The organism is Erythrobacter sp. NFXS35 (assembly GCF_040148725.1).
Taxonomy (GTDB): domain Bacteria; phylum Pseudomonadota; class Alphaproteobacteria; order Sphingomonadales; family Sphingomonadaceae; genus Erythrobacter.
This window is the reverse complement of sequence record NZ_JAGDEB010000001.1, coordinates 1,366,754-1,384,648: the sequence shown is the minus strand read 5'-3', so window position 1 is coordinate 1,384,648 and position 17,895 is coordinate 1,366,754. Positions and strand designations below refer to the sequence as shown.

General features: G+C 66.2%; 14 protein-coding genes. 9 read left to right on the top strand and 5 right to left on the bottom strand.

What is annotated here, in order from left to right; genetic code table 11:
- The first annotated feature begins 42 nt into the window (after positions 1 to 42).
- The 4 genes from gcvT (at position 43) to gcvPB (ending at position 4,591) form a co-directional block, all read left to right on the top strand.
- Positions 43 to 1,185: a glycine cleavage system aminomethyltransferase GcvT gene (gcvT, locus tag J3454_RS06550; RefSeq protein WP_349512933.1), complete on the top strand. Its 1,143-nt coding sequence runs from the start codon at positions 43 to 45 to the stop codon at positions 1,183 to 1,185.
- A gap of 4 nt (positions 1,186 to 1,189) precedes the next feature.
- Positions 1,190 to 1,561, top strand: a complete 372-nt coding sequence (gene gcvH / locus J3454_RS06545) for a glycine cleavage system protein GcvH (protein WP_349512932.1) — start codon at positions 1,190 to 1,192, stop codon at positions 1,559 to 1,561.
- 100 nt (positions 1,562 to 1,661) lie between these two features.
- A complete protein-coding gene (gcvPA, locus tag J3454_RS06540; RefSeq protein WP_349512931.1) occupies positions 1,662 to 3,038 on the top strand; it encodes an aminomethyl-transferring glycine dehydrogenase subunit GcvPA in 1,377 nt (458 codons plus the stop codon).
- On the top strand, positions 3,035 to 4,591 hold the full coding sequence (gcvPB, locus tag J3454_RS06535; protein ID WP_349512930.1) for an aminomethyl-transferring glycine dehydrogenase subunit GcvPB: 1,557 nt from the start codon (positions 3,035 to 3,037) through the stop codon (positions 4,589 to 4,591). The genes gcvPA and gcvPB overlap by 4 nt, the downstream gene beginning before the upstream one ends.
- Here the strand turns inward: gcvPB and J3454_RS06530 are convergent, their stop codons facing one another.
- Both J3454_RS06530 and J3454_RS06525 read right to left on the bottom strand, forming a co-directional pair.
- Positions 4,592 to 5,911, bottom strand: a complete 1,320-nt coding sequence (locus J3454_RS06530) for a lipopolysaccharide biosynthesis protein (RefSeq protein ID WP_349512929.1) — start codon at positions 5,909 to 5,911, stop codon at positions 4,592 to 4,594. It abuts the gene before it with no gap.
- A 22-nt stretch (positions 5,912 to 5,933) separates the two neighbouring features.
- Positions 5,934 to 6,776: an NTP transferase domain-containing protein gene (locus tag J3454_RS06525; RefSeq protein ID WP_349512928.1), complete on the bottom strand. Its 843-nt coding sequence runs from the start codon at positions 6,774 to 6,776 to the stop codon at positions 5,934 to 5,936.
- An 89-nt stretch (positions 6,777 to 6,865) separates the two neighbouring features.
- Between J3454_RS06525 and J3454_RS06520 the strand changes: the two genes are divergently transcribed.
- A complete protein-coding gene (locus J3454_RS06520) occupies positions 6,866 to 7,600 on the top strand; it encodes an Nmad3 family putative nucleotide modification protein (protein ID WP_349512927.1) in 735 nt (244 codons plus the stop codon).
- Between the two features lie 2 nt (positions 7,601 to 7,602).
- Here J3454_RS06520 and J3454_RS06515 read toward each other — a convergent pair whose 3' ends face one another.
- Positions 7,603 to 8,094, bottom strand: a complete 492-nt coding sequence (locus tag J3454_RS06515; protein ID WP_349512926.1) for a hypothetical protein — start codon at positions 8,092 to 8,094, stop codon at positions 7,603 to 7,605.
- Between the two features lie 5 nt (positions 8,095 to 8,099).
- Positions 8,100 to 9,593, bottom strand: a complete 1,494-nt coding sequence (locus J3454_RS06510; RefSeq protein ID WP_349512925.1) for a CoA-acylating methylmalonate-semialdehyde dehydrogenase — start codon at positions 9,591 to 9,593, stop codon at positions 8,100 to 8,102.
- A 141-nt stretch (positions 9,594 to 9,734) separates the two neighbouring features.
- Between J3454_RS06510 and J3454_RS06505 the strand changes: the two genes are divergently transcribed.
- Positions 9,735 to 10,697, top strand: a complete 963-nt coding sequence (locus J3454_RS06505) for an SMP-30/gluconolactonase/LRE family protein (protein WP_349512924.1) — start codon at positions 9,735 to 9,737, stop codon at positions 10,695 to 10,697.
- Here J3454_RS06505 and J3454_RS06500 read toward each other — a convergent pair.
- A complete protein-coding gene (locus J3454_RS06500; RefSeq protein ID WP_349512923.1) occupies positions 10,694 to 12,094 on the bottom strand; it encodes a M24 family metallopeptidase in 1,401 nt (466 codons plus the stop codon). The two genes, J3454_RS06505 and J3454_RS06500, sit on opposite strands and share 4 nt — an antisense overlap.
- Positions 12,095 to 12,267: 173 nt before the next feature.
- On the opposite strand from J3454_RS06500, the gene J3454_RS06495 reads away from it, so the two are divergent.
- Genes J3454_RS06495 through J3454_RS06485 form a run of 3 tightly spaced genes read left to right on the top strand, consistent with a single transcriptional unit; the run spans position 12,268 to position 17,818 of the window.
- On the top strand, positions 12,268 to 13,320 hold the full coding sequence (locus J3454_RS06495; protein ID WP_349512922.1) for an efflux RND transporter periplasmic adaptor subunit: 1,053 nt from the start codon (positions 12,268 to 12,270) through the stop codon (positions 13,318 to 13,320).
- Complete coding sequence (locus J3454_RS06490) at positions 13,317 to 16,427, top strand: efflux RND transporter permease subunit (RefSeq protein WP_349512921.1); 3,111 nt, start codon at positions 13,317 to 13,319, stop codon at positions 16,425 to 16,427. The genes J3454_RS06495 and J3454_RS06490 overlap by 4 nt, the downstream gene beginning before the upstream one ends.
- A complete protein-coding gene (locus J3454_RS06485) occupies positions 16,424 to 17,818 on the top strand; it encodes a TolC family protein (RefSeq protein ID WP_349512920.1) in 1,395 nt (464 codons plus the stop codon). Before J3454_RS06490 ends, J3454_RS06485 begins: the two co-directional genes overlap by 4 nt.
- The last annotated feature ends 77 nt before the right edge of the window (positions 17,819 to 17,895 follow it).

Sequence of the window (17,895 nt, the reverse complement as noted above, 5' to 3'; positions counted from 1 at the left end):
CGTCGTCGGACTGCCGACTTTCTGCTGCCGGGATGAATCCAAGTGACCGACCACGACAACGACGAAACGCTCGAAGACCTGCCGCTCGACGCGCTGCCGCTCGATGCCTGGCACCGTGCGCGGGGTGCGCGGATGGTGCCGTTCGCGGGCTACGAGATGCCGATTCAGTACACCGGCCCGTCTGGGGGCATCGTTGCCGAGCACAACTGGACTCGCGAGAGTGCAGGGCTATTCGATGTGTCGCACATGGGGCAGCTGCTGCTCGACGGCCCCGGTCTGGACGCGGCGGTTGAAGCCGTATTGCCGATCGACCTGTCGACGCTGAAGGTCGGCCAGCAACGCTATTCGCTGCTGCTGGACGAGGACGGCGGGGTGCTGGATGACCTGATGGTCTCGCGCTGGCCCGATGCGCTCTATCTGGTGGTAAACGGAGCAACCAAGTGGGACGATATCGGCACGCTGCGTGAGGCACTGCCCGATGACATCACCTTGAACCACATGGACGATTACGCGCTGCTGGCACTGCAAGGGCCGAAGGCGGTCGATGCGCTGGCGCGGCTCGTGCCCGGCGTGGAGGACCTGACCTTCATGAAGTTCGGGCGGTTCACGCTGGCGGGCCACGACGTCACCATCGCGCGGGCAGGCTATACCGGCGAGGACGGGTTCGAAATCTCGGCTTCCGCCGATGCCGCCGCTGAAATCGCCGACCTGCTTTGCGCCGAGCCGGAGGTACAGCCCATCGGCCTCGGCGCACGCGATTCGCTGCGGCTGGAGGCAGGTTTGCCGCTGTATGGCCATGACATGACGCCCGAGATCAGCCCCATCGAAGCGGGCCTGATCTTCGGCATCAACAAGCGCCGCAGGACGCAAGGCGGCTTCCCCGGCGCAGACCGGATCATCCGCGAAATCGCCGAAGGCACGCCCCGCAAGTGGGTCGGGTTGAAGCTCGAAGGCCGCCTGCCCGCACGCGAGGGGGCCGAGGTGTTCGTCGGCGACGACCGCATCGGCACCGTCACCAGTGGCGGATTTTCGCCCACGCTCGGCGCGCCCATCGCCATGGCCTATGTCGCCGCCGCCCACGCTGCGCTGGGCACTGCGCTCGAAGTCGAGGTGCGGGGCAAACGCCTCGTCGCCACTGTCACCCCCACACCATTTGTCCCCCACCGCTATTACCGAGGGAAATGAACCGATGACCCGTTATTTCACCGATGAACATGAATGGATCGACGTCGATGGCGATGTCGCGACGGTCGGCATCACCGATTATGCGCAGAGCCAGCTGGGCGACATCGTCTTCGTTGAACTGCCCGCCGTCGGCACAAGCGTCGAGAAGGGCAAGGACGCTGCTGTGGTCGAAAGCGTCAAGGCGGCGTCCGACGTTTACGCGCCGATCACCGGCGAAGTGACCGAGGTGAACCCCGCGCTCGAAGCAGACCCCGCGCTGGTCAATTCCGCGCCCGAGGGCGACGGCTGGTTCTTCAAGATGACCATCGGCGATAGCGGCCAGCTCGAAGGGCTGATGGACGCCGCCGCCTACAAGGACTTCGTCGCGAACTTGTGATCTGGCGTGAGTCCCCGCGAAGGCGGGGACCTCAGGCTGGCTGGCACTTTATCTGAACGAGATCCCCGCCTTCGCGGGGACCCGCAACGGGACATTGAGAATGCGTTACCTTCCTCTCACCGATACAGACCGCGCGGCGATGCTCGCAACAATCGGCGCCGCAACGGTCGATGATCTGTTCGTCGACGTGCCCGAAGTCGCCCGGCTCGACGGCCCGATCCGCGACCTGCCGATGCACGCGAGCGAGATGGCGGTCGAACGCCACATGAAGAAACTCGCGGCGAAGAACCTGGTCGCGGGCGAGGTGCCGTTCTTTCTGGGCGCGGGCGCATACCGGCACCACGTGCCCGCCAGCGTCGATACGATCATCCAGCGTGGCGAGTTCCTGACCGCCTACACCCCTTATCAGCCGGAAATCGCGCAGGGCACGCTGCAGATGCTGTTCGAGTTCCAGACGCAGGTCGCGCGGTTGTATGGCTGCGCGGTGGCCAATGCATCGCTGTATGATGGCTCGACCGCGTGCTGGGAAGCGGTGGCGATGGCGACCCGCGTGACCCGCCGCAAGCGCGCAGTGCTGTCGGGCGCGCTGCACCCGCATTACGCCGAGGTGGTCAGGACCATGGCGAGTTTCACCGGCGACGAAATCGCCGATGCGCAGCCTGCCATCACCGCCGAGCCCGATCTCGATGGCCTGATGGCGCGGATCGACGAGGATACGGCCTGTGTGGTGGTGCAATATCCCGACATCCTTGGCCGGATCAGCGATCTGACTCCGGTGGCCGAAGCCGCCCATGCCAAGGGCGCGCTGCTGGTGGTGGTCAATACCGAACCCGTGGCCCTGGGCGCGATAAGGTCGCCGGGCGAAATGGGCGCGGATATCGTGGTGGGCGAGGGGCAGTCGCTCGGCGTCGGGCTGCAGTTCGGCGGGCCATACCTCGGCCTGTTCGCGGTGCGCGATCCCAAGCATGTGCGCCAGATGCCGGGCCGGTTGTGCGGCGAGACCACCGATGCCGAAGGCAGGCGCGGCTTCGTGCTGACGCTGTCGACCCGCGAACAGCACATCCGCCGCGAGAAGGCGACGAGCAACATCTGCACCAATTCGGGCCTGTGCGCGCTGGCCTTTACCGTCCACATGACGCTGCTGGGCGAGCGCGGCCTGCGCGAATTGGCGGCGGAAAACCACCGGCTTGCCTGCCTTGCCGCTGACCGGCTGGCGCAGGTGCCGGGGGTAAGGGTCCTCAACACTGCCTTCTTCAACGAATTCACGCTGATCCTCGAAGGCAAGCCTGCGCGCGAGATCGTGCGCGATCTGGCGGATCGCGGCGTGCTCGGCGGGGTATCGCTGGGCAGGCTCTATCCCGGCGTGGCCGCGCTCGAACACGCGCTGCTGGTGGCCGTGACCGAGACCACCACCGAGGAAGATATCGCAGCGCTCGCCCGCGAGCTTGAAGCCAGCATCAAGGAGTCCGCAGCATGAACGCCCCCAACAAGTCCGGCTGGAAGCCCGCGATGGAACTCTCCGAAGACGGGATGCACAACGGCCCCGCCACCACCACCGGCAACCGCGCGCTGATGCTGGAAGAACCGCTGCTGTTCGAAATCGGCCGCAGCGATGTGACCGGGGTCGACCTGCCGCCAGTCGATGCCAGCGCGCCGACCCGCCTCGCCGGACTCGGACGCAGCGAAGCGATCGGCCTCGTGGGCCTGACAGAGCCAGAAACGGTGCGCCACTACACCCGCCTCAGCCGTCAGAACTACGGGATCGACCTCGGCTTCTTCCCGCTTGGCAGCTGCACCATGAAGCACAACCCGCGCCTGAACGAGAAGGTCGCGCGGCTGCCCGGGTTCGCCGATGTCCACCCGCTCAGCCCGCAGAACGCGGTGCAGGGCGCGCTGGAGGTGATCCACCAACTGGGCGGCTGGCTGTGCACCCTCACCGGGATGCCCGCCGTGGCGATGAGCCCCAAGGCGGGCGCGCATGGCGAGCTGTGCGGGATCCTTGCGATCCGCGCCGCTCACGAAGCGCGCGGCGATGCGCGCGAGGTGGTGCTGGTGCCCGAAAGCGCCCACGGCACCAACCCTGCCACTGCCGCCTTCGCCAATTACCGGGTCGAGGATATCCCCGCGACGCCGGAAGGCCGGGTCGATGTGGCGGCGCTGAAGGCGCGGCTGGGCCCGGATGTGGCGGCGGTGATGATCACCAACCCCAACACCTGCGGATTGTTCGAAAAGGATTTCCGCGAGATCGCCGATGCGGTCCACGCGGCGGGCGGTTACGTCTATTGCGACGGGGCCAACTTCAACGCCATCGTCGGCAAGGTGCGCCCGGGCGATCTTGGCGTCGATGCGATGCACATCAACCTGCACAAGACCTTCTCCACCCCGCATGGCGGCGGCGGGCCGGGTTCCGGGCCGGTGGTGCTGTCGGAAGCGCTGGCCCCCTTCGCGCCGCTGCCCTTCGTTCGGCGCGACAATGCGGGCACTTTCTACCTTGTCGAGGAGGAAAACCGCGAGGAGCGCGGCCCCAGCTTTGGCCGGATGACCGCGTTTCACGGCCAGATGGGCATGTTTACCCGCGCGCTCACCTATATGCTCAGCCACGGGGCCGATGGCCTCAAGCAGGTGGCCGAGGATGCGGTGCTCAATGCCAATTACATCCTGCGCAGCATGGAGGACATTCTCCATGCGCCATTCGCCGCCAGCGGCCCGTGCATGCATGAGGCGCTGTTCGGCGACAAGGACTTCACCGGCGGCCTCTCCACGCTCGATGTCGCCAAGGGCCTGATCGACGAGGGCTATCACCCGATGACGGTGTATTTCCCGCTGGTGGTGCATGGCGCAATGCTGGTCGAACCGACCGAGACCGAGAGCAAGGCGACCATCGACCAGTTCATTACCGCCTTCCGCGCGGTGGTGGAACGGGCGCTGGCGGGCGACGAGGCGTTAAAGCAGGCGCCCTATTATGCGCCCCGCCGCAGACTCGATGAAACGGCAGCGGCGCGCAAGCCCAAGCTGGCTTACGAGGGGTAATCAGCGTTCAGGCGGAGAGGCGGGCAGTGCTTGCTCCTCCGCCTCCGCTTCCTCCGGCTCCACCACCAGCCGGATCTGGCTGAGGTTGAGGATCGCGACGTAGAAGCCGATCACCGCGAGGCTGCTTGATCCGAGCATGGCGAAGGCCGCGCCCTTGGCACCGTTCCAGTCGATCGCCGCATCGAGGAAGACCAGCGCCAGCACCGTCGGCACTGCTCGGACGAAGAAGGACACATGGGCCTTGCCCGCCGAAACCAGCAGCGATTCAAGGCTCGCGCCGACCAGTTCGACTGCGCCCGCGATGGCAAGAATCACCATCGCCCAGTAGAACACGCCGAATTCCGGGCCCGCGATCAGTTCCAGCCCGACCCGGCCGAACACAAGCGCGGTGACCACCGCGATCACGCCGCCCACAGCGGCGATATTGGCCATGCGCCGGGCGATCTCCAGCGCGTTCTCGCGGGCGTGGACGAGTTCGGGCAGGATTGCCTTGGACACGGTTTGGGCAAGGCTGACCAGCGCCTGCCCCAGTTGGCTGGCCACCCGGAATCCGCCCGCCAGCGCTGCACCGCCGAAGGTGCCGACCAGCAGGATCATCACTTGCTTGCCCGCGATCGAAAGGCTGCCTGAAAGATTGGTCGACACGACGAACCGCCAGGCATCCTTGTGGCGTGCGGGGATCGTCTTGAGACTCACCGCCTGCAGGCGCAGCGGCTGCACCCGTGCCGCCACCAGCCAGAGCGACACCGCAACCGCCACTTCGGAAACGGCATAGGCGAGAATGAAGCCCATCACGGTGGGCATGAAGAAAAAGGCCAGCCCCGCACCGATAGCGCGGATCAGCGGCTGCACCGCTTCGGCCCCTGTCGCCTTGGCATACTGGAAATGCAGCCGCAGGATGCCGGTGGGCGTGGTGCGGATCGCTGCGAGCGACACCACGCAATAGGCAAACGCGAGCCACAACAGATCGGGCGGCACCTCCAGCCAGTAAGGCGCGCTCAGGATCATCGCGCCCGCGAGCGCAATGCCGAGCGCAACCGAAACGAAATCGAGCGCGATTGCAAAGCCGGTCGCCTCGGCTGCCTTGACCGGGTCAACGCTGCCGCCATCGCCGTTGGCGCCCCAGCGCACGATGAATTGCCAGGTCTGGAAATTCGCCAGACCGGTGATCGCCTGCCCCAGCGCCACGATCAGCGCGAAATGGCCGAAGCCGACCGGGCCGAGCGCCCGCGTGGCGAGCGCGAGGTAGACGAGGCTGAGCACCGCATTGAAGCCGCGCCCACCCAGCAGCCAGCCCATGTTGGAAAACAGCCGTTTCATGCCGTGCGGGGGCCTCGCCGCGTCAGTCGACGCTGGGCGGATTTTGCGCCGCTGCAGGGGTGGTGCGATCGCCTTCGCGGCGCTTGAGGATTTTCTCGGTCACCGCAAAGGTGCGCTCGTTGTCGACATCGATGGCGAAATGCCCGTCGGACAATACCACCGGCACCAGCTTGAACCCGAAGCGGCGCGATATTTGCGCGAACAGCTTTTCCTTGGAACCCCAGCCCATGCGAAACCGAATCAGGTTGATGAGCCCGAACGCCTTGATGATGCGGCGCGGATATTTGATGAACTGCCCGCCTTCGCGCATGATCTCGGCGGCCTTCAGAGCTTGCGCGCTGCCGAGCCAGTAGGTGTTGCAGTTGGAATAGGCCCCGTCGCGGAATTCGTAGAACCGCTTTTGTCCGATGGGATCGGCGGCTTGCACGTCCTCGCGCCGGGCCAGCGCCGCCGCCCCGCCTGCGTCCGCCGCAAGGCATGCGGCGACGAACTCGGCATAGCCTTCGGGCGTGACGAGGCAGTTATCGGCGGTGGTGATCAACAGCGGGAAATCCGCGCCTTCCGACCCCGCGAACACGCTGTCGACGATGTTGAAGCGGCCCTCGACCATTGAGAGGCGACCTTCTGCGATCAGCGCGGCGATGGTTGGCAGGCGGGCGATTTCGCCCTCGTCATGGGCAACCACGCGGATAGCGCCGACCGCAGGACAGGCCGCGACCTGAGCCACCACGCGCTCGATCATCGGGGTGCCGTTGACCGGCACGACCGCCTTCTGCGAGACGCCAGCACGCTCGGCCAGCGGATCGAGCACGCCCGAACGCTTGCCCGCCATCACGAGCGCGGTAGCCTTTACGTCGTTCACCATAGCGCGCGGCCCTTAGCCGCTTGTGAGCAAAAAAGCCAAGCGTGGATGGTGCGGCTTGCGCAACAAAGCGGACGGGGCGATGAGAGGCGATGCGCATCATCCTCTCCCGCAAGGGTTTTGACAGCACCTCGGGCGGCGGGCCTTCGCCGATTGTCGCGGGCCGTCCGCACAGCCTGCCGATCCCCGATAGGAAGGGATTGTCGCCCGTCACCTACGGCGATCTGGGGCTTGGCGCGGAGGCTGCGCAGGCTAGCAAGGGGCGATTTGGGCCAGACGATGCCTGCCATCACGATCCGATGTTCCTTGCGGGTGGCACTGCGATCCTGGGCCAGTGCCATGCGGCGCAGGGACATCTGGTGAAGCAGGGCGTGCGCGAGGGCGATGTCTTCCTGTTCTTCGGCCTGTTCGATGGGGAGGGCGAGGGACGGCACCACCGCGTCTTCGCCTATCTCGTTATCGAACAGCGCATCGATCTGGTCACCTGTGACGAGGATACCCGCGCCCGCTACCGCACGCTGGGCCAGCCGCATGCCTTCGGGCTGCACGGCGCCAACGACATGCTTTATGTCGGGCGCGGGCCGGCTGCGAAGACCGTGCCCGCCTCCTTGCGGTTGACCGCGCCGGGGGAGAAGCCGAGCCAATGGATCGTGCCGGACTGGCTGCATCGCACCGGTCTGAGCTGCCACGACGCGGCGTGGCGCTGGGGCGAGGAGGGGCGGCTGCAGGCCGTGTCTCGCGGGCAGGAATTCGTTGCGCCTGTGGGCGGCGATCCGGAGCCGCGGGCATGGCTCAAGTCGATGATTGCGGCGATCGAAGCGTGCTGAGGCTAGCCGGGACAGCGCACCCGCGCAGGCGCGCCGCCAACGCCCGGCGCATCAGGATCGTCAAGGGTTAGCCGGTCTCCGTCCAGCGAGAGCGCGAGACGGTTCGTCCATGTCTCGCCCTCTCCTTGCAAAGCAAGGTCGGCCATAATGCGGCCATTCTCCTCGATAACGCCGGTGACTTCGCCAGCGCTCTCGTAGAATTCTATTCGGTCCGGCCCGATTTCGACCCGCAGGTCAGAGGCCGGGTCGCAGGTGCCTTTGGCGGCGTCCCATACGCCGTGGAAACGCGCCGGCACAATGTCGCCCGAAGCCACGTCTCGCGCGCGGGTCGGGCCGGTCTCGGTTTCGTCGGCGAGGCTGCGTTCGCCTTCGAGCGTCTGTGCCGCATCCGCCGCGCTCGTCGGCGCAACCTCGGCGTCGACCGGTCCGGCTTCCTGCTGGTCGCATCCCGCCAGCGCGATGCCGGCGGCGGCGTACAGGATCAGACGGTGCATATTCCTCACCCCATCGTCGGGATTACGAAGGCGTTCGAGCCGTCCATCCCGCCATCGGGCCAGCGTTGGGTGACCTTCTTGTTCTTGGTCCAGAACCGCAGACCTTCGGTGCCGTACTGATCGATATCGCCGAAGCCCGACCGCTTCCACCCGCCGAAGCTGTGGTAGGCGACCGGTACCGGGATCGGCACGTTGATGCCGACCATCCCGACATTGACCCGCGCGGCGAATTCGCGCGCGGCGTGGCCGTTGCGGGTGAAGATTGCAACGCCATTGCCATACTGGTGCTCGGACGGCAGGCGCAGCGCGTGTTCGAAATCATCGGCGCGCACGATCTGGAGCACGGGGCCGAAGATTTCCTCCTGGTAGGATTTCATCTGCGGGGTCACGCGGTCGATCAGCGTGGGGCCGACGAAGAAGCCCTTCTCGTGCCCCTGAAGCGAGAACCCGCGCCCGTCGATGACGATTTCCGCGCCTTCTTCCTCGGCCACGCCAATCCATTGTTCGATCCGCGCCTTGTGTTCGGGCGTGACGACCGGGCCGTAGTCCGCGTCGGGATCGTTCGACACGCCGATGCGTAAGCCGTGGATCGCGGGGATGAGCTTTTCGCGCAACCGATTGGCGGTGTCCTCACCCACCGGCACCACCACCGGCAGCGCCATGCAGCGTTCGCCCGCCGAACCGAAGGCCGCGCCGGCAAGATCGTTCACCACCTGATCGAGATCGGCATCGGGCATCACGATCCCGTGGTTCTTGGCCCCGCCGAAGGCCTGCACCCGCTTGTTGCTGGCGGTGCCGCGTGAGTAAATATACTGCGCGGTGTCGGAGGAACCGACAAAGCTGATCGCGGCGATATCGGGGTGATCGAGGATGGCGTCGACCATTTCCTTGTCACCGTGCACGACCTGCAACAGCCCTTCGGGCGCGCCCGCTTCGAGGAACAGTTCGGCTAGCCGCACCGGAACGCTGGGATCGCGTTCGGAAGGCTTCAGGATGAAGGCATTGCCGGCCGCGATGGCCATGCCGAACATCCACATCGGGATCATCGCCGGGAAGTTGAACGGGGTGATCCCTGCGCCGATGCCGAGCGGCTGGCGCATCGAGTAGACGTCGATCCCAGGCCCTGCGCCGTGGGTGTATTCGCCCTTCATGATCTGCGGGAGGCCGCAGGCATATTCGATCACTTCGAGCCCGCGCTGCACATCGCCCTTGGCATCCGGCACGGTCTTGCCATGCTCCGACGAGAGCATTTCGGCGAGGTCCTGCATATTCGCCTCGACCAGCTCCTTGAAGGCGAACATCACCCGCGCGCGGCGCTGCGGATTGGTGGCGGCCCAGCCGGGCTGGACGCGTTTGGCGGTCTCAACCGCGCGGGTCAGCAACGCGGCATCGCCCAACGCAACCTCCGCTTGCACTTCGCCGGTCGAAGGGTTCCAGATTTGATGCTTGCGTGTGGGGGCGGGGCTGTCGCCGACAATGAAATGGTCGATCTGACGCATGGAATAAGTCTCCTGTCTCTGGCGTTCCCAATGGCGATGCTGGCCCACGCTGGCAAGGGCGCGCTTCCTCTCGAAAGTGCTGGCGCGCAAGGGCCGGACGAGGCAGGTTGTGCCGCAGACACGGCGACAAGGAACGCGAAAATGCGGAAGGCTTTGAGGTTAATTGCAGCATCGGCGGTGCTTTCGGTCAGCACTGCTTGGGCGCAGACACCCACTCCGGTGCCCGTGGACGAGGAGAGCATTTTCGTCCCCGGCACTCTCGAACTTGTTGCAGACGGATACACCTTCACCGAAGGCCCGGCGTGGGATGGGGCGCGGGTGATCTTCAGCGATATCCCGGGCGACACGGTCTACGTCTATACGCCGGGAGAAGGGGCGCCGAGCGTGCTCTACACTCCGTCCGCCTTGGCGAATGGCCACACCTTCGACCGCGAAGGGCGGCTGCTCAATGCCGAGCACGGCAGCGGCGAGATCACGCGCTGGACGCCCGAAGGCGGGCGGCAGACCGTGGTGGCGGAGTATGAGGGCAAGCATCTCAACAGCCCCAATGACGTGGTGGTGCGCGCATCCGACGGGATGATCTTCTTCACCGATCCTCCCTATGGTCTCGGCAGCGCTTATCAGGGGATCCAGCGCGAGGCCGAGGTCGGGTTCAACGGCGTCTATGGCTTCGATGAAGGCACGGGCCGGATGGTGCTGATCGACGATGCGCTGAGCCGGCCGAACGGCCTCGCCTTCTCGCCCGACGAGCGCGTGCTGTATGTCGGCGATACGGCGACGCAGACGGTCTGGGCCTATGACATCGCCGCCGATGGCACCGCTTCCGGCAAGCGGCTGGTGGTCGATGTGACGGACGAGAGCAAGCAGGGCCGGGTCGACGGGGTGCGGGTAGACAGCGAAGGGCGGGTCTATTTCACCTGTCCGGGCGGGCTGTGCGTGGTCGATCCGGCCAGCGGCACGGTGGTCGCGCGGCTCGAAACGCCCAAGCGCGCGACCAATCTTGCGTGGGCCGGGGCGGATCTGTCCGAGCTTTACATCACCGCCCTGACCGATGTTTACCGGGTCAAGACGGCGGCGCACGGGATCGGGTCGTCGAGCCGCTAGCCCGAGGGGATCAGCGTGATCTCCGTCTGCCGACCGTCGATATAGCGCACGCTGGTGCCGTCGAAGAAGGCGTCTTCCTCGGTGCGGAAATCGACCATTTGGCCTCCCCATTCGGGCACGGCGGCGTAGGATGTCAGCTCGATCGACCATGCGGTGTCGGCGTTGATCGGCCCGTCCCCGCGCGGATCGGGGTTCTGATTGTCCCAGAAACCGATACTCGGCCCCGCGCCATGGCCGTGATTGCCGATGGGATGGGTGTAAATCGACGGGTCGATACCCGCCGCAATCGCACCGGCTCGCGCCAATTTTAGCGCCTCGTTACCGCTGCGCCCGGTTGTGAAGGCGCGGGTGAGGAAATCCTGCACCTTGTTCGAATTCGCCAGCCCCGCGCGCAGGCCCGCCGGGGCTTCGGTCTCACCGGGCTTGAGCACATAGGCGAGGTGCTGGGTGTCGGTGTTGAGCCGCAGATAGGTGATGCCGAAATCGGTCCACAGCAAATCGCCCGGCTGGATCACCGCATCGCCTTCGATCATGCCCTTTGTGCCCTGCCGCTGGATCGCGACCGAGGGGTGGAACCACGGATCGAGCCCGAGCTGCATCAGCCGATCGCGATACCACCATTGCACCTGCTCAGCGGTCGTCACGCCGGGGGTGATGACCTTGCGCGAGAACGCCTCGCCGATCACTGCATGGGCGATGCGCACGATGGTGGGATAGATTTCCAACTCGGCAGGGGTGCGGGTTTCGAGCCAGCGGATCGCCAGCCGTTCGCCGCTCACCACGCGCTCGTGCAGCGCGGGCGGCAGAGCGGACATGAAGCGATCATACTGGCTCAGCGTCATGCCATCACCGAACTGGGACAGATCAGACGTGTTGATCGCGATTTTGGCGGGGTCACGCGCGGCGATGAGGCCGGCGACCGCCTGCCACTGGTCGGGTTGTTCGTCCGGGTTCCAGGCGGGGTCGAACAGGCCGCCGAGGCCATAGCGGCTGACAGTCAGCCGCTCGACCGGCTGGCCCTCGCCCGGATCGTGGAAGATCAGGATTGTCCGGCGCCGGGCGTGCATGTTCTCGGCATCGAGCATGCTGGCGACCACCGGTTCCTCGAAATATTCGCGCGCCATCAGCAGCCACAGGTCGATGCCCTGTTCGCGCATGATCGCAGGGATGATGCTATCGAGCCGTCCGGCCAGAATGCGGTTTTCCAGAACGGCCCGGTCGCGCGGTGACAGGATCGGCGGCAGTGCCGGGGCGGCGTGCTCGGTCTGGCTCATGGCGATCGGCGCCGCATCGTCGGCATGGACTGGCCCGGATGACAGAATGGCAGTGGACATGGTGATCGCCGCCAGCATTGTCAGCTTGGCCATAGCCCGCGTCGTCCGCCCCATCTGCATCATCGCCGATCCTTTGCCCCGTCGCCTTTGCCCTGTCGCCTTCCAATCGATCATGGCGCGGGGCTGCATGCTCGGCAAGCACCAAGCGCGCGCTGCTTCGATGGCCTGAGGGGAACCCTATGCCGCCAGCGGGGTTGAATGGACAAACCTTCAGAGATACGAAATACCCCGAATCCATGCGATTTTTCCTTTCCCTGGCGGCCATGGCGCTGCTGGCCGCCTGCTCTGCCGACGAACAACGCGTCGACGAGAGCAAGGTCGCCGTCGTTGCCGAGCCCGTGCGCCTGCTCGCCGACGAGGATGTCGTCGAGGCGGTCGGCACTGCCCGTGCGGTCCGGTCGGCGCAGATATTTCCCGAGGTCTCGGGCCGGGTCGCCGCAGTGCGGTTCAGTCCCGGCGCGTTCGTGCGGCAGGGCGCTGTGCTGGTCGAGCTTGATGCGCGGGCCGAGCAGCTGGCGCTGAAGCTCGCCGAAGTCCGCGTTGAAGAGGCGCGGCAATTGCTCGGCCGCTATCGCCGGATCGAGGATACCGGCGCGCTGTCCGAAAGCCAGATCGAAGCGGGCGAAACCGCGCTCGCCGCCGCGCAGGTCGAACGCGATCAGGCTGCGCTCGCGCTGTCCGAACGCACCATCCGCGCGCCGTTCAGCGGCCATGTCAGCTTTTCCGAGCTCGACCCCGGTGACCGCGTGACGCCGACCACGCTGGTGGCTCAGATCGACCAGCGCGGGCGGCTCTACATCGATTTCAACGCGCCCGAGGCGGTGTTCCGGCGCCTGCGTCCAGGCCAGAGCGTCGAAGTGGTACCGTTTGCCGATCCCGACCGGACGATCGTCACCAGCATCGAAGCGGTCGACAGCAATATCGAACTTGAACAGCGCAGCTACCGTGCGCGCGCCGCGATCGACAATTCCGCTGACCGCTTTCGCCCCGGCATGAGCTTTGCCGTGCGGTTCGCCGATAGCGGACAATTGCGCCCGGCCGTGCCCGAAGCGGCCGTGATGTGGACGGGCGATGGCTCGTCCGTCTTCGCCGTGCGCGAAGGCAAGGCGGTGCGCGTGCCGATCACCATCGCTTCGCGCCGGGAGGGTCTGGCGCTGCTCGAAGCCGACATCGCCAAGGGAACCCAGATCATCGTCGAAGGCGTGCAGAAGCTGCGCGAAGGACAGGCGGTGACGCTGGTCAGTCCGCCTGTGCGCGACGCTGCACAGGTCGAGGTCGCGCCGTCGTGAGCCGCGGCTCCGATCTTCCGTTGTTGGCGGTCAAGCGGCCGCTGCTGGTCATCGTGCTCAACCTGCTGATCGTCATCGCCGGGGTCGCCGCACTGCTCGGCACCGAAGTGCGCGAGCTGCCCAACGTCGACCGCCCGATCGTCACCGTCACGGCCACGCTGCCGGGAGGGGCGCCCGAGACCATCGACGCCGAGGTGACTTCACGGCTCGAAAACGCCGCCGCGCGGGTCAACGGGGTGCGCAATATCCGCTCCTCCAGCGAGGAAAACAGCAGCCGGATCCGGGTCGAGTTCAACCCCGGAACCAACCTCGATACCGCCGCGTCGGACCTGCGCGAGGCGGTCAGCCGGGTGACCCGCGACCTGCCCGAACGCACCGAGCAGATTCAGGTCGTCAAAGCCGATCAGGATGCCGAGGCGATCATGACGCTGGCGGTCTCCAGCCGCCGTTATGACGTCGCCGAACTTACCCGGATCGTCGAAAACGATATCATCCCCGAATTGCTGGCGGCCGAAGGCGTGGCGAATATCGACACGTTCGGCACGCGCCCGACGCAGCTGCGGGTCGCGGTCGATCCGATCAGGCTGGCGCGCTTCCGTCTGACGATGAGCGATGTCGCCGCCGCTTTGCGGCAGGCACCGTTCGATACGCCGGTCGGCTCGTTCCGCTCCGATGCGCAGAACTTGCTGGTCCGTGCCGAAGCCACCGCTGCCGATCCCGCTCGCATCGCGGAGGTGGTGATCCAGGGCGAGGTGACGATCGGCGATGTTGCGGAAAGTTATTTCGCGCCCGCCGACGCCACCAGCTATGTCCGGCTCGACGGGGAGCCGGTGATCGGGCTGGGGGTGGTGCGGCAGGCCAATTCCAACACCATCGCCATCTCCGATGCGACCCGTAAGGCGGCGGAGCGGCTCGACGCGCGGTTCGACGATATTTCGGTCAGGGTGATATCCGACGATGCCGAATTCATCCGCGTTTCGGTGCGCGAGGTGATGGTGACACTGGTCGTTACCGTGCTGGTGGTGATGGCGGTGATCTATCTGTTCTTCGGCCATCTTAAGCCGACCCTGATCCCCAGCACTGCGATTCCCGTGGCGCTGATCGGTGTCATAGCCGGGATTTGGGCGATGGGCTTTTCGATCAACCTTCTCACCCTGCTCGCACTGGTTCTCGCGACCGGGCTTGTGGTCGATGATGCCATCGTCGTGCTGGAAAACGCGCAGCGTCTGCAGAAAGAGCAGGGGCTGGGGCGCAAGGCAGCGGCGGTGCTGGGCACCCGGCAGGTCTATTTCGCGGTTATTGCGACCACTGCGGTGCTGGTTTCGGTATTCGTGCCGATCAGCTTCCTGCCGTCCGAAACGGGGCGCCTGTTCCGCGAATTCGGGTTCGTGCTGGCAATTGCGGTGATCCTGTCGACGTTCGTCGCGGTCAGCCTCGTGCCCGCGCTGGCGGCGAAGGTCGATCTCGCCGGTGACGGGGCCGATCCCCATCCGCGGCTGCAACGCTTCGCCACCGGATTTGCGCGCCGCTACGACAGGCTGGTCGCTACCTGTATCGCCCGGCCATGGCGGGTGGTGCTCGTGTGCTTGCTGGCATTGTTCGGCGCAGGTTTGACCTACACCCAGATCGACGAGGAACTGGTGCCGGAGGAAGACCGCGCCACCTTCTATGTCTGGGCGCGCGGGCCGGACGGCACAGGCCTTGCCTTCATGGACCGCCAGATGGATCAAGTCGAGGCGGTGCTAGCGCCGTTGGAGGAAAGCGGCGAAATCCAGTCCACGCTCGCGATCGTCGGGCGTTACGATCCCAACCTTATTCAAGTCACCGCCACGCTGGCCGACTGGGACGAGCGGCAGCGCAGCCAAAGTGAAATCGTCGCCGCGCTGGAAGAACCACTCGATGCGATCCCCGGTTCGGGCGCGTCTGCCCGAGGGCGCTCTACCCTGGGCGGCGGCGGCGGGGGCGGGCAGGGCGGCATCGAAGTCGCGCTGACCGGCAATGATTACGAAGGCATCTATGTGTCCGCGCGCGCGCTGGCGGACGCGATCGACCAATCGGCGATCCTCTCCGATCCCGATCTTTCCTATCAGCCGACTCAGCCGCAGCTGTCCATCTCGATAGACCGCGCCCGCGCCGCCGATCTCGGCGCCAATCTGGACGACTTGGCGCTGACCCTTCAGGCGATGGTGGACGGGTTCGAAGTGGTCGATCTCAATGTCGACGATCAGGCGATCCCGATCCTGCTCACCTCGCAGACATCCGCGATCACCGGGCCGGACGATCTGGGCAATCTTTATGTCCGCAGCAGCGCGGGCGGGCTGGTGCCGCTGTCATCTCTGACCCGCCTCAACGAACAGGGCGTCGCCGCCGAACTCGACCGCACCGAACAGCGCCGCGCTATCGAGGTACAGGCTGCGATTGCGCCCGGCGTGCCGCTGGCCGACGCCATTGCCGAGATCGAGCGATTGTCGGACGAAGCGCTGGAGGAAGGAATCGAACCGATCCTGCGCGGCGAAGCGCAGCAGTTGGAGGAAAGCTCGCGCGAATTGCTGCTGACCTATGGTTTCGCAGTCCTGATCGTGTTCCTCGTGCTGGTCGCCCAGTTCGAAAGCCTCGCCAGCCCGTTCGTGATCCTCGCATCGATCCCCTTCGCGCTCGCCGCAGCGCTGTTTGCGCTGTTCATGTCGGGAACGTCACTCAATATCTATTCGCAGATCGGGCTTGTGATGCTGATCGGGCTGATGGCCAAGAACGGCATCCTGATGGTGGAATTCGCCGATCAGCGCCGCGAGGAGGGCGCCGACGTCGCCGCCGCAATCCGCGAGGCCGCGACGATCCGCCTGCGTCCCATCGCCATGACCCTGATCTCCACCGTCGCAGGCGCGGTGCCGCTGGTGATCGCCAGCGGGGCGGGAGCAGAGGCGCGGCAGGCAATCGGCTGGGTGATCTTCGGCGGGTTGGGGATCGCGGCGTTGTTCACGCTGTTTCTGGTGCCTGCGCTTTATGCGCTGATTGCGCCGCTGGCGAAATCGCGCAGTGTCGATCTGGCGCGTCTCGACCGCGAATTGCGCGCCGACGAGGAACGCAACGCGGAGCCTGCAGCATGAGGTTCCGGGTTGCAGCCCTTGTGCCAGCGGTGATGCTGCTGGCGGCCTGCGCCACGCCGCGCATCCCGACAGTCGAACCCGGGGCGGGTGTCACCCTGCCGCCCGACTATTTCGCCGGTGCGCGGCCCGCAGCCGGGCTGGAGGATGCATGGTGGCACGGCTTCGGCGATCCGGAACTTGATCGGCTGGTCGATGCGGCGCTCACCCGCAACCCCTCGCTCGATGCGGCGCGTCAGCGGCTGGCGGCGGCGCGGGCAATCGTGGTCGCCGAAGAATCCGATTTCCTTCCCACCATCGATGGCGAAGTGGCTGGCGATAGCGTGTTCGACGATCGCGGTTCTTTTACCGATGGTGCGGGCGCAAGCCTCGGCGGCGTTTGGCGGATCGATACCAACGGGCGTCTCTCGGCCGAACGCGCCGCCGCCATCGCCGCTGCCGACGGGGCTGCGCAACTGGTCGCAGACCGCCGCCGCCTGCTCGCCGCTGCCGTGGCCAGCCAGTATATCGAATTGCAGCGTACCGCAGCGCGGCTGCGGCTGCTGGAGGAATCGAGCGATCTCCAGCGGCAAACGCTCAGGATCGTGACCTTGCGGTTCGAGGCGGGCCTTTCATCCAATCTCGACGTGCGCCGCGCCCGCGCCGATGTGGCCCGCACCGAAGCACAGCGCGGTCTGCTGTTGCTGGCGCGCGCCCGGGCAGCCAATGCCTTGGCGGTGCTGGTGGGCGAGACTCCGTCCGGCGTTCCCGAAGCCGCGCGCGATGCCACGGTGCCGAACTTTGCCAGAGGCCCGGCGATCGGTGTGCCCGCAGACCTGCTGCGCCGCCGCCCTGATCTGCTGCTGGCCGAAGCGTCGATTGCCGAAGCAGCCGCGAATGTCGGGGTGGAGCGCGCCGATCTGCTGCCGGCGCTCGCGCTCCCCGGCTTGGTGACGCTGGGCAATGGCAGCGTCGACGGGCTGTTTTCGCAGGCCATCGCCAGCCTGTCCGCCGTGCTGGGCGTGCCGCTGATCGATGGTGGCCGCCGCCGCGCCGAAGTACGGGCGGCGGAAAGCTTCCTTGCTGCTGAACTGGCCGATTACCGCCAGACACTGCTGGCGGTTCTGGCGGAGGTTGAGACCGCGCTCACCGCGATCAGCGCGGCCAAGGACAGGACCGGCGAATTCCAGAACGCTGTGACCGAGAGCGAGGCTGCGTTCGAACAGTCCAATGCGCTCTACCGCGAAGGGCTCGCTTCGCTGTTCGATGTGCTCGACGTGCAACGCCAGCTTATCTCCAGCCGCGAATCGCTGATCGATGGCAATGCCGATCTGGCGCAGGCCTATGTCGACCTGTTCACGGCCGTCGGCGGCGAAGTGGAGCGGGAGCCGGGACGAACCGCCGCACCGGCCTGACCCCGGCCCTTGCGGATCGCAGGCGTCTGGCCCAACCTGCCAGCGTTCCGCCACCCCACATTCGCCCGCGCCGAGTA